At 63.8% G+C, this 12,018-nt stretch carries 8 protein-coding genes; 5 read left to right on the top strand and 3 right to left on the bottom strand.

Annotated elements, in window-relative coordinates; genetic code table 11:
* The first annotated feature begins 109 nt into the window (after positions 1–109).
* A complete protein-coding gene (locus C3E99_RS14495) occupies positions 110–2,425 on the top strand; it encodes a patatin-like protein (RefSeq protein ID WP_067186224.1) in 2,316 nt (771 codons plus the stop codon).
* A 30-nt stretch (positions 2,426–2,455) separates the two neighbouring features.
* Here the strand turns inward: C3E99_RS14495 and dnaJ are convergent, their stop codons facing one another.
* Positions 2,456–3,574 (bottom strand): molecular chaperone DnaJ, encoded by a 1,119-nt coding sequence (gene dnaJ / locus C3E99_RS14490; RefSeq protein WP_067108657.1) that lies wholly within the window; start codon positions 3,572–3,574, stop codon positions 2,456–2,458.
* A 120-nt stretch (positions 3,575–3,694) separates the two neighbouring features.
* On the bottom strand, positions 3,695–5,611 hold the full coding sequence (dnaK, locus tag C3E99_RS14485) for a molecular chaperone DnaK (RefSeq protein ID WP_067186222.1): 1,917 nt from the start codon (positions 5,609–5,611) through the stop codon (positions 3,695–3,697).
* Between the two features lie 153 nt (positions 5,612–5,764).
* Here dnaK and C3E99_RS14480 point away from each other — a divergent pair, with 153 nt between their 5' ends.
* Positions 5,765–6,274 carry a copper chaperone PCu(A)C gene (locus tag C3E99_RS14480; protein ID WP_067186220.1) on the top strand — a complete coding sequence of 170 codons (510 nt, stop codon included), beginning with the start codon at positions 5,765–5,767 and terminating at the stop codon, positions 6,272–6,274.
* 39 nt (positions 6,275–6,313) lie between these two features.
* On the opposite strand, the gene C3E99_RS14475 is transcribed toward C3E99_RS14480, so the two are convergent.
* Positions 6,314–6,778: a vgr related protein gene (locus C3E99_RS14475; RefSeq protein ID WP_067186218.1), complete on the bottom strand. Its 465-nt coding sequence runs from the start codon at positions 6,776–6,778 to the stop codon at positions 6,314–6,316.
* A gap of 117 nt (positions 6,779–6,895) precedes the next feature.
* Between C3E99_RS14475 and C3E99_RS14470 the strand changes: the two genes are divergently transcribed.
* The 3 genes from C3E99_RS14470 (at position 6,896) to C3E99_RS14460 (ending at position 11,876) form a co-directional block, all read left to right on the top strand.
* Positions 6,896–7,405, top strand: coding sequence for an RNA polymerase sigma factor (locus C3E99_RS14470; protein WP_067186216.1), 510 nt, complete (start codon positions 6,896–6,898; stop codon positions 7,403–7,405).
* Complete coding sequence (locus C3E99_RS14465) at positions 7,402–8,460, top strand: FecR family protein (RefSeq protein WP_067108671.1); 1,059 nt, start codon at positions 7,402–7,404, stop codon at positions 8,458–8,460. Before C3E99_RS14470 ends, C3E99_RS14465 begins: the two co-directional genes overlap by 4 nt.
* 80 nt (positions 8,461–8,540) lie before the next feature.
* A complete protein-coding gene (locus C3E99_RS14460) occupies positions 8,541–11,876 on the top strand; it encodes a TonB-dependent receptor domain-containing protein (protein ID WP_076077110.1) in 3,336 nt (1,111 codons plus the stop codon).
* Positions 11,877–12,018: the final 142 nt, after the last annotated feature.

Here is a 12,018-nt window from a genome sequence, read left to right as displayed (position 1 = left end):
AGCCATTCGCAGACGCAAGGGCAAAGCAGGATCGGTGCCGCTTCGGTTCGCTTTCGGACCCGGTGTGGAAAATTCGCCACAGTGCGCAAAGCGCGCTATCACCGCCGCCATGCGCGAGAAGGAACTGCGTTTCGCCCTGATCTGCTATGGCGGCATCAGCCTTGCCGTCTATATGCACGGGATCACCAAGGAGATATGGCGCCTCGCCGCGGCGTCGCGCGCCTTTCACGACGGCACCGACGCCGCCGGGTCGGGCGTCGTCTATCGCGAGCTGCTCGCCGCGATCCAGGAGAAGAGCGGGGTGCGGCTGCGCGTGCTCGCCGACATCGTCGCGGGGGCCAGCGCGGGGGGGATCAACGGCGTTTTCCTGGCGCGCGCGCTCGCCGAGGGCCTGTCGCTCGATCCGCTGACCGAATTGTGGCTCGACGATGCCGATGTCGATCGCCTGCTCGACCCCGACGCGCGGCCGCTGTCCGCCGCGACCAAATTCTGGGCGGTGCCGATCGCCGGCTGGGCGATGAAGCGGCGCGGCAATGTGATCGACCGCACCGTGGGCGGGAGCGCGCAGGACGAGGTGCGCGCGAAGCTGTCGCGCTTCGTGCGCGCGCGCTGGTTCGAACCGCCCTTTGGCGGCGCGATCTTCTCCAACCTGCTGCTTGACGCGTTCGACGCGATGGACAAGGCGCCGCGCGGCCCGACGCTGGTTCCGGCGGGGCAGCCGGTCGACCTGTTCGTCTCGGCCACCGATTTCGCGGGGCACAGCATGCCGCTGGCGCTCAACAGCCCGCCGCGCGTTACCGAGCAGGAGCATCGGCTGGTGATGCATTTCCGGCAGGACGGGCGCATGGGCAAGCGGCTCGACGATGTTCCGGGCCTTGCCGCGGCGGCGCGGGCGACCGCCAGCTTTCCCGGCGCCTTTCCGCCCTTCACGCTGCGCGAACTCGACGGCGTCCTTGCCCAGCGCGGCATCGACTGGCCGCACCGCGACGCTTTCATCAAGGTGCAGCTTCCCGCCGGCAGCGAAGCCGATCCCGCCGATCGGGTGCTGATCGACGGATCGGTGCTCGCCAACGCGCCCTTCCGCCCGGCCATCGCCGCGCTCAAGCAGCGGCCGGCGCGGCGCGAGATCGACAGGCGCTTCGTCTATATCGACCCCAAGCCCGATTATCGTTCGATCCGCTTCGGCCGGCACGGCGAGCCGGTCGAGGGCGCCGAAAAGCGGCTGCCGGGCTTTCTGACGACGATCCTGGGCTCGCTTTCCGAAATCCCGCGCGAACAGCCGATCCGCGACAATGTCGAGGTGATCGAGAGCATGTCGCGGCGCATCCGCCGCATGCAGCATATCGTCGACGCGATGAAGGTCGAGGTCGAGGAACAGGTGGCGGCGCTGTTCGGCACCACCTTCTTCCTCGACAGCCCGACCCCGGCGCGCCTCGGCAAGTGGCGCGCCAAGGCGCAGACCGAAGCGGCGGCGCGCGCGGGCTTCGCTTTCGCGCCCTACGGCCACCTCAAGCTGTCGGCGGTGGTCGAGGAACTGGTGGCGCTGGTCGAGCGGTTGGCGCCCTCCGAAGGCGCGATCCACCGCGCGCGGCGGCGCGAAGCGCTGTGGGAGGAGGTGCGGCGGCGCGGGCTCGACCGCATCTCGGGCAAGCGCGGCGCGGGGGCGAGCGGCGACGCCATCGCCTTCTTCCGCATCCACGACCTCGGCTTTCGCATCCGGCGGCTGCGCTTCCTCGCGCGCGAGCTTGACGCGATCGAGGCGACGCGCGACGCGCCCGACCCGGCGTGCGAGGCGATGCACGAGGCGATCTTCGCCGCGCTCGGCCTCTATCTGGAGCGCGAAGGTGACAACTGGCTCGCCGACCTCGACGTCGCCGAGGATGCCGGGATGGGGGAATGGATCGACGCGATCGGCGACCGGCGCGACCTCGTCGACGTCGATGCCGAGACCGACGAGCTGATCGCCGCGGCGCTCGCGGCGCTGCCCAAGGACGACCGGCGGACGATGCTGCTCGCCTATCTCGGCTATCCCTTTTTCGACATCGCGACGCTGCCGCTGCTGCAGGGCGAGGGATTCGACGAATTCGACCCGATCAAGATCGACCGCATCTCGCCCTCCGACGCGACCGCGATCCGTCCCGGCGGTGCGGCAGCGATGCTAAAGGGGATCGAGTTCAACAGCTTCGGCGCCTTCTTCAGCCGCGCCTACCGCGAGAACGACTATCTGTGGGGGCGGCTCCACGGCGCCGACCGCCTGATCGACATCGTGGCGTCGAGCGTGACCGGCGACGGCGCGCTGACGAGCGAGGAACTGGCGGCGATCAAGCGCCGCGCCTTCCACGCGATACTCGACGAGGAGGACGGCCGGTTGCCGCGGGTGCAGGCGCTGGTCGACGAGATACGGGGAGAGATCGGAGCCATCTGAGCCCTTCCGCAAGAGGAAGGGACAGGATGATCATTCGGTCAGGTCGTCCCACATTTCCTTGATGCGGCCGAAGAAGCCCTGGCTCGCGGGGCATTCGTCGCCGGTCTCGGTCTCGCGAAAGGCTTCGAGCAGTTCCTTCTGCTTCGCGTTGAGCTTCGTCGGCGTCTCGACGTCGATCTGGATGACGAGGTCGCCGTTGCCGCGGCCGTTGAGCACGGGCATGCCGGCGCCGCGCTGACGCAACTGCTTGCCCGACTGGATGCCGGCGGGAATGGTGATGTCGTGCTTGCGGCCGTCGAGGCCGGGGATAGTGATGCAGCCGCCGAGCGCCGCCGTGGTGAAGCTGATCGGCGCGCGCGTGAACAGCGTCGTCCCCTCGCGTTCGAACAGCCGGTGCCGCGCGATGTGGAGGAAGATGTAGAGGTCGCCCGGCGCCGCGCCGCGCGCACCCGACTCGCCCTCGCCCGACAGGCGGATGCGCGTCCCTTCGTCGACCCCGGCGGGGACGTTGACGGTCAGCGTCTTGCGCCGGTCGACGCGGCCCTCGCCATGGCACTGGTCGCACGGATCGGTGATGACCTCGCCCGATCCCTGGCAATGCGGGCAGGTGCGCTCGACCATGAAGAAGCCCTGCTGCGCGCGCACCTTGCCGTGGCCGCCGCACGTCGTGCAGCGATGGGTCGAGGTGCCGGGCCGGGCGCCCGATCCGTCGCACGCATCGCAGCGCGCCGCGACATCGACCTGAATCTCGCGCACGCAGCCCGAAAAGGCGTCCTCGAGCCTGATTTCCATGTCGTAGCGCAGATCGGCGCCGCGCGCCGGGCCGCGCTGCTGCCGCCCGCCGCCGCCGAAGGCCGAACCGAAGATCGATTCGAAGATGTCGCCGATGTCGCCGAAATCGGCATGGCCGCCGAAGCCGCCCTGCGGCATGCTCTTGCCGAAACGATCGTAGGCCGCGCGCTTTTGCGGGTCCTTCAGCACCTCATAGGCTTCGTTGATCGCCTTGAAGCGCGCTTCGCTGTCCTGGCACCCCGGATTGCGGTCGGGGTGATATTTCATCGCCAGCTTGCGATAACTCGCCTTGAGCGTCGCATCGTCGGCGGTCCGCTCGCATTCGAGCAGTTCATAATAATCGATGTCGAGCGACATGCTGCAAAGCCCCTTACTTCAACCCGTCGCCCCGGCGAAGGCCGGGGCCGCTATCGGTTCGGCGGAGCCTTGCCGGGAGCGATGCCGGCCTTCGCCGGCATGACGGGTGAAGCCCATTCCTTACTTCTTGTCGTCCTCGACTTCCGAGAATTCGGCGTCGACGACATCCTCGTCGGCCTTGGCGCCGTCCGTATCCGGGCCGGCCTCGGCGCCGGGCGACGCCGCGGTCTGCTGTTCCTTCTCGTAGATCGCCTGGCCCAGCTTCATCGCGACCTGCGCGAGCGCCTGCGCCTTTTCGGTCATCGCGGCGGCATCGCCGCCCTCGACCGCCGTCTTGGCTTCGGCGACCGCGGCCTCGATCTCGGACTTCAGCCCCGCATCGACCTTGTCGCCATGCTCTTCGAGCTGGCGCTCGGTCGTGTGGATCAGGCTTTCGGCGTTGTTCTTCGCCTCGGCCGCCTCGCGACGCTTCTTGTCCTCTTCGGCGAACTGTTCGGCGTCCTTGACCATCTGGTCGATGTCGGCATCCGACAGGCCGCCGCTGGCCTGGATCTTGATCTGCTGTTCCTTGCCGGTGCCCTTGTCCTTCGCCGAGACGTTGACGATGCCGTTGGCGTCGATGTCGAAGGTCACCTCGATCTGCGGCACGCCGCGCGGCGCCGGCGGGATGCCGACGAGATCGAACTGGCCGAGCATCTTGTTGTCGGCCGCCATCTCGCGCTCGCCCTGGAAGACGCGGATCGTCACCGCCGACTGATTGTCGTCGGCGGTCGAATAGACCTGCGACTTCTTGGTCGGGATGGTGGTGTTGCGGTCGATCATGCGCGTGAACACGCCGCCCAGCGTCTCGATGCCCAGCGACAGCGGCGTCACGTCGAGCAGCAGCACGTCCTTGACGTCGCCCTGCAGAACGCCTGCCTGGATCGCGGCGCCGATCGCGACCACCTCGTCGGGGTTGACGCCGGTGTGCGGTTCCTTGCCGAAGAAGTCCTTCACCACTTCGCGCACGCGCGGCATGCGGGTCATGCCGCCGACCAGCACGACCTCGTCGATGTCGCTCGCGCTGACGCCGGCGTCCTTGATCGCCTTCTTGCACGGTTCGAGCGTCCGCTTGATCAGCTCTTCGACCAGCTTTTCGAGGTCGGCGCGGGTGATCGTCTTGACGAGGTGCTTCGGCCCGTTGGCATCGGCGGTGATGAAGGGCAGGTTGACCTCGGTCGACTGCGCCGACGACAGTTCGATCTTCGCCTTTTCGGCGGCTTCCTTGAGCCGCTGGAGCGCCAGCTTGTCGCCGCGCAGGTCGATGCCTTCGTCCTTCTTGAAGCCGTCGGCCAGATATTCGACGATCTTCGAGTCGAAATCCTCGCCGCCGAGGAAGGTGTCGCCGTTGGTCGACTTCACCTCGAACACGCCATCGCCGACTTCGAGCACCGAAATGTCGAAGGTGCCGCCGCCGAGGTCATAGACCGCGATCGTCTTGTTCTCCGACTTGTCGAGCCCGTAAGCGAGCGCGGCCGCGGTTGGCTCGTTGATGATACGCAGCACTTCGAGACCGGCGATCTTACCGGCATCCTTGGTCGCCTGCCGCTGCGCGTCGTTGAAATAGGCCGGGACGGTGATCACCGCCTGCTCGACCTTCTCGCCGAGATAGGATTCGGCGGTTTCCTTCATCTTCTGAAGGATGAAGGCCGAAATCTGCGACGGCGAATAATCCTCGCCGCCCGCGCGGACCCAGGCGTCGCCGTTCGCGCCCTTGACGATGTTGTAGGGAACGAGTTCCATGTCCTTCTTGGTCATGGGGTCGTCGAAACGGCGGCCGATCAGGCGCTTCACCGCGAAAATCGTGTTTTCGGGATTGGTGACGGCCTGGCGCTTCGCCGGCTGGCCGATCAGCCGCTCGCCGTCCTTGGCGAAGGCGACGATCGACGGCGTCGTGCGCGTGCCTTCGACATTTTCGATAACCTTGGGCTTGCCGCCCTCCATGACCGCGACACAGCTGTTCGTGGTGCCGAGGTCGATCCCGATCACTTTGGCCATAATCTCAACGTCCTTGTTGCTTCTTCGGCGCCCTGATGCGGCACGCCTGATGTTCGTCTGATGGGCGCGATATAGGTGCGCTGATCCTTGGCACAAGGGTTTCCAGAGCGTATCTGGGACAGGAAATTGCAGCTTTTCGGGAGTCCGCACATCATGAAAGCCCTTGCCATCGCCGCGCTTGCCGCCGCCACCTTCGCCATCGGGGGGTGCCAGGAAAATCTTGGCGCCGGTCCGCAGCTCAATGTCGTCTCCGGCTATATCCAGATGGGCGCGACCCCCGATCGGCCCGCGGTCGGCTATTTCACCGTCGAGGGCGGGCCGCAGCCGGTCGAACTGGTCGCGGTGACCGCCGACCTCGCGCAGCGCGTCGAGATGCACGAAAGCGTGCGCGAGAACGGCGTGGTGACGATGAAGCCGCTCGCGAGCGCCGCGGTGCCCGCCAAGGGCAAGCTCGAATTCAAGCCCGGCGGCAAGCATCTGATGATCTGGCACATCAACGGCGCCGCGGTGCGCGCGGGCAAGCTGCCGATGGCCTTCGTCTTCACCAACAACAACAACGACCGCATCCTGTTCGACATGCCGATCAAGCCGGCACCCGATGCCGGCGCGGCGAACCATGACGGCATGGACCATGATGCGGGCGAAGGCGCCGCGAAGAAGTAGTCCCGGCCGCCTTCCGTTTCGCCGAAGGGCCGGCCCGGATCAGGCGGTGCCGAACGGCAGGATGCTTTCGAGCGTTGCGAGCGGCGGTGCGCCGGGAACGACGAGCTTGTGGCGAAGCAGGAAGGTGTGGCGGACGATTTCCGCCTGCTGCTCGATCCCGTAGCGCTCCAGTTTCCAGCCGGGCTTGATGGTGTAGCTGTACCGGCAGAATGGGTGTCGGCGCAGGACGAGGTTCATGCCGTGCTGGAACTGCCAGACGTGAACCAGTTCGTGGATCAGATGCCCCTGCCAGCCGAGCGTGGCATGGGCGAAACAGTCGCAATAGCCCGGTCCCTTCGGGTGGAAATGGATGCGGCCGCGCGGGGCCATCGTGATCCGGCGCGGCTGGAACGGCCACCATTTCCGATGGACGATGCGAACGGCGTCGAGATCGAGCGCATCGCCGAACATGCCCTGCGCCATCGTGCGTTCTGCGTCGGTCAGCGGTCGTCCCTCGTCCAGCATGGCGCCACCATAGAGGCAAATGGACGGGAGGAAAGACGGTGTGCGCCGCGTCCCGATTTTTCGGGGCGCCAACTTCCCACCCATGCGTCATATAGACAGGGGAGGAAGAATTAGCGGATGGCTGCGGAAGCTGCCTCTGATCTGGAACGCTTGAGCCGGAAGTTCCGGCCGGCCCTTGTCGCGTTTTTCTCGCGGAGAATATCGAGCCATGCCGAGGCCGAAGACATGACGCAGGAAGTGTTCATCCGCCTGGCCCAGACGCAGACAGACCATTTCGATTCCACCGAGGCGTTCATCTTTCGCATCGCGACGAACCTGCTGCGCGACCGCTCGCGCCGCGACCGCGTGCGCAATGCCTACCGCCAGTCCGTCGAGCAGGATGATGCGGGCGAGGTCGATCCCCTCGACCCGCACCGCATCGCCGCCGCGCGCGAAACCATCGGCAAGCTGTGGGCGGCGATCCAGGCGCTGCCCGAGCCGACCCAGCAGATTTTCATCCTCTACCGCGTCGAGAATATGGACAAGCAGACGATTGCCGACAATTTCGCCTATAATGTGCGGACAGTCGAAAAGCATATTTCTCGCGCGCTGGTCTTTCTCGCTCGCCGGGTAGGGGGAAGGCCATGATCCATTCGGCAGACGACGACATGCCGCTCGCCCATGAGGAGCAGGCTGCCGAATGGTGCTGGCGCATCGCCGATCGCGCCCTGAGCGAAAGCGAGCGCGACGAGTTCGATGCATGGCTCCGCGCGGATCCGCGTCACCGCGAGGCGTTCGACGAGATGGTAACGGTCTGGAAAGGCACCGACGCCATCGCCGAGATGCCGGGCTTCCTCTCGCTCCGCGCCAAGGCGCTGACGACGATGGAAGCCGCGCGCGGCGCGGGCGATCCGCGATCTGGCTGGCGCAGAAGCCGACAGCGCGTTCTCGCCCTTGCGGCGGTTCTGGTGCTGATGGTGATCAGCGGCGCATGGTATCTGGCGAGCGGCCCCGACGTCTATGCCACCGGCATCGGCGAGCGGCGCGTCGTTCGGCTCGACGACGGGTCGCGCGTGTCGCTCGACGCGTCGAGCCGGGTCACGGTCGCCTATTCGGGCGACAGGCGCACGCTCGTCCTCGAACGCGGGCGCGCGAAATTCGACGTGGCGAAAGACCCGCTGCGTCCCTTCACCGTCACCGCCGGGCAAAAGACGGTGGTCGCGACCGGCACGGCATTCAGCGTCGAACTGCTGCGAGACCAGATGCGCGTCCTGCTCTACGAGGGCCATGTCGCGGTGCTGGCGCATCCCGCGGGTCAGGCGCGGGCGCCAGAGCGCATCGGCGGACGTACCGACGCGGGATCGCGGCTCAGGCCGGGGCAGGAACTGACCCTGATTCTGTCGTCGGGCGCGGCGAGCATCGCTCCCGCCGACGCCGTTCGGTCGCTGTCGTGGGAGGGCGGACGGCTGACCTTCATCGACGAACCGCTGGCGCGCGCGGTCGAGCGCGTGAATCGCTACGCCGACACGCCGATCGTCGTCGGCGACGCGACGGCGGGCGGCTATCCGGTCAACGGCGTGTTCGACGCAGGCGACACCCGCGGCTTCATCAGCGGCGTGACCGCGATCTTCCCGGTTTCGGCCCGCGCCGAGGGCGGCAGTATCCGGCTCGATAGCGCGGCAAGGGCCGCACCGGAAAAATAGAGGGGCGCAAATCCGGCGGCCGTGCGTCTCATTTTACAGGGGGGCGTGAATCGACCCCTCGTAACTTGGGGGAGTATCTCATGTCTTTCAGGCCGCACCTGCTGTCCGGGCTTGCCACCGCCGCTATCGTCGTTTCCGCCCTTCCGGCGCCCGCCTTTGCGCAACAGGCCGTCGCGTTCGACATCCCGGCGCAGGACCTTGGCGGCGCATTGCGCGCCTTGGCGCAGGCCAGCGGCATTCAGGTTGTCTTCGATGGCGCCGCGCTGCGCGGCAAGCGCAGCCCAGCCTTGAAGGGTAGCTATTCGGTCGATGCCGCCCTGACGGCGTTGTTGCGCGGCAGCGGGATGAGCGCGCATCGCAATGCCGAGGGTGTGTATGTGATCGCTCGGGCCGCGGCGGAAAACAACAGCGCCGAAGGCTTCCGGCCCGAGGAAATCGTCGTCACCGCGCAAAAGCGCAAGGAGGCGGTTCAGGACGTTCCGATCGCCATTTCCGCGTTCAGCGAAAAGGCACTCGAGGAACAGAAGATCGAAGGCGGCTTCGACCTGCTGAAAGCGATCCCCAACGTCACCTTCTCGAAGAATAATTTCACGGGCTATAATTTCTCGATCCGCGGCGTCGGGACCAAGGCGGTGTCGGCGACGACTGACCCCGGCGTTGCCGTGGCGTTCAACAATACGACGCTGATCCACAATCGCCTGTTCGAGCAGGAATATCTGGACGTCGAGCGGGTCGAGGTGCTGCGCGGACCGCAAGGTACGCTCTACGGTCGCAATGCGACCAGCGGCGTCATCAACCTGATCCCGCGCCGTCCGAAAATGGGTGTGTTCGAAGGGTCGATCAAGGGCGAGGTCGGCAACTACGATACCAAGCGCCTGAATGCGACCCTGAACGTCCCGCTGGTCGGCGACGTGCTCGCGCTGCGCCTTGCCGGGTCGATGACGACGCGCGACGGCTTCGACTATAACGACACCACGAAGAACCGCATAAACGGCCGCGATTTGTGGACAGGCCGCGCATCGCTCGCATTTGAACCGGAGCCCTGGTTCCGGGCCAATCTGATCTGGGAACGCTTCAACGAGGATGACAATCGGTCCCGCACCGGCAAGCAGCTTTGCCATCGCGACGATGGACCGACGCATGTCGGCGGCGTCGATCTGGCCGACAATGTGAATGTGTATACGGGCGTGGAAATCCGTCGTGCCTTGTTCGGTCAGGGATGTAAGCCCGGCAGCCTCTTTGATGACGCCGCCTTTGGGACGCCCAATGGTTTATCGTACGGCTTCATTCTAGGTGCGGTGGGCCTGAAGGATGCTGGAACCGGCCTTGGATTTTTGAATGCCGAACAGAGCGGAGGATTACAGGCCATCATCCAACCGGTTGATCCGTACGGTGGGCTTATGCAGAATCGTGACCTGCGCGTGATCAACTCGATCCGTGATCCTCGCTACCGTGCAAAGGCCGATCTTCTCCAGTTCAACTTTGACATTGACTTCACGCCCGCTCTGACCTTCACTTCCCAGACGGCGTACAATGAAGATAAAACTTATTCATTTCAGGATTACAATAGATTTAATAGTTTTCCTGTCTTCACAAATACGTCAAATTTAATTCAGCATACTGGGGAGCCAAGTCAATATCGTGACTTGGCTCCGGGAGGAATATTCTGCGATCCGCAGGTGGGATGTACTGACAAGGTGGCCGGTTTTGATATAAGCCAAGCAAAATCAAAGCAGTTCAGTCAGGAACTTCGCCTACAGTCATCATTTAATGGGCCTTTTAACTTTAGCGCAGGCGTCAACTATACCCATTTTAAGACTGTAGATGACTATTATGTCATGTACAATGTGTTGACGGCATTGGCTTGGGGGCCAGGGTTTTTCTCGATCCCGGACCTTGCAACTCCGTGGGATCCAGCCGTGTGCCCCGGATCCAATACGATAGGCGGCCCCGCGGTTTCACCATCCGATCCGCTAGCGACTTGTCCTTATGTTGATCCAAATCCTGTTGATAGCATTGATGGGAATGGCCACAATTACTTTCGATCCAAGAATCCCTATAGGCTTGCATCTTCAGCGATTTTTGGCGAGGCCTATTGGAATATCCGCGACGATCTGAAGCTGACAGCCGGTTTTCGCTACACGGATGACCGCAAAACATTCACGCCGGTTCCTTCGCAGGCCTTGCTGGCAAGGTCGATGTGGGCAGGTGGAACGGTCTCCTCTGGCTATCCGGAACTCGCACCCATCAAACAGACTTGGCGCGAGTGGACGGGCAGGATAGGCCTCGACTGGAAACCGGAACTAGGTTTCACTGACGATACCATGCTCTACGCCTTTTATTCCCGTGGTTACAAAGGGGGCGGAGCAAACCCGCCGAGCCCCGGCTTCGCAACTGGGGAAGAGTTTCTAGCTAACGCTTTGGCTGACGGCGTTAATCCACTAGTTCTCGATTTTTATACGGGTATGTATCCTGTATTGACTCTTAATTCCGTAGAATATGATTCGACATTTAATCCAGAATTCGTGAACTCTTTTGAAATAGGTGCCAAGAATACGTTGCTAAATGGCGCGCTGACATTCAACGCTACGGCATTCCTATACGACTATAAAGATTATCAGGTTTCGCAAATTCGGGACCGTACGGCTGTAAACGAGAATTTCGACGCCAAGGTATGGGGTCTGGAATTCGAGACGGTGTTCGCGCCGACGCGGAATCTGCGGATCAATGCCAATCTTGGCTATCTCCGCACAAAGATCGGCAAAGGTGAGAGCTCGATCGACATCATGAACCGCACGCAAGGCAATCCCGATTACACTTTGGTCAAGCCGTGGATGCAATTGCCGTCCAACTGTGTCGTTCCGACTCATGTCGCAGCGGAATGGGCGCGCGCGCGTTCCGGTCTTATGCAATATTATGGCCTGTGCGGCGGCGTCAGGGGCCTGATCGCCGGATTCTTTCCTCCGGTCATCACGGACCCTGCCTTTGGCGGCACCGAATATGATCCCGCCAACTATCCCGAACTGAATGGCGGCGCTGGTCTCCGGGCCGACTTGAGCGGCAACGAATTGCCCAACGCACCCCGCTGGACGGCCAACATCGGCGCTCAATATACGATCGACTTCGATGCCGACTGGAGTGCGACCCTTCGGGGCGACGCTTATTGGCAGGCCAAAAGCTGGCACCGCGTCTATAATCTCGACCCTTATGATCGCCTGAAAAGTTGGTCTAACGTCAACATTTCGCTGCGCGTCGATGGGCCCGAGGATCTGACGTTCGAAGCTTATGTGAAGAATGTCTTCAACAAGTCGCCGATCACCGACGCCTTCCTGAACTCGGACGATACGGGCCTGACGACCAACGTCTTCACGCTCGATCCGCGCGTCATCGGGTTCAGCATCGCAAAGAAATTCTGACGTCCTCTCCACCCACCACTGGGGGAAACCTTGGGTCGATGCCTCCTTGCTCCCGGGCAAGCATCGGCCCAGCTTTTTTGGGAGGGCCGACGGGATATGGGCTCTCGCGCCCGCCGAGCGTGCCGATCGGCGGTGCGGCGCG

The sequence above is a fragment of the Sphingopyxis sp. MG genome, from assembly GCF_002953155.1.
In the GTDB taxonomy this organism is placed as follows: Bacteria; Pseudomonadota; Alphaproteobacteria; order Sphingomonadales; family Sphingomonadaceae; genus Sphingopyxis; species Sphingopyxis granuli.
Note: the sequence above shows the minus strand (reverse complement) of the source record. Positions and strands in the feature narration are given on the sequence as shown.

Coding starts and splice junctions, on each gene's coding strand:
- C3E99_RS14475 (WP_067186218.1), bottom strand. CDS start 6,778: ATGCTGGACGAGGGACGACCGCTGACCGACGCAGAACGCACGATGGCG.
- C3E99_RS14470 (WP_067186216.1), top strand. CDS start 6,896: ATGGCTGCGGAAGCTGCCTCTGATCTGGAACGCTTGAGCCGGAAGTTC.
- C3E99_RS14480 (WP_067186220.1), top strand. CDS start 5,765: ATGAAAGCCCTTGCCATCGCCGCGCTTGCCGCCGCCACCTTCGCCATC.
- C3E99_RS14460 (WP_076077110.1), top strand. CDS start 8,541: ATGTCTTTCAGGCCGCACCTGCTGTCCGGGCTTGCCACCGCCGCTATC.
- C3E99_RS14495 (WP_067186224.1), top strand. CDS start 110: ATGCGCGAGAAGGAACTGCGTTTCGCCCTGATCTGCTATGGCGGCATC.
- dnaK (WP_067186222.1), bottom strand. CDS start 5,611: ATGGCCAAAGTGATCGGGATCGACCTCGGCACCACGAACAGCTGTGTC.
- C3E99_RS14465 (WP_067108671.1), top strand. CDS start 7,402: ATGATCCATTCGGCAGACGACGACATGCCGCTCGCCCATGAGGAGCAG.
- dnaJ (WP_067108657.1), bottom strand. CDS start 3,574: ATGTCGCTCGACATCGATTATTATGAACTGCTCGAATGCGAGCGGACC.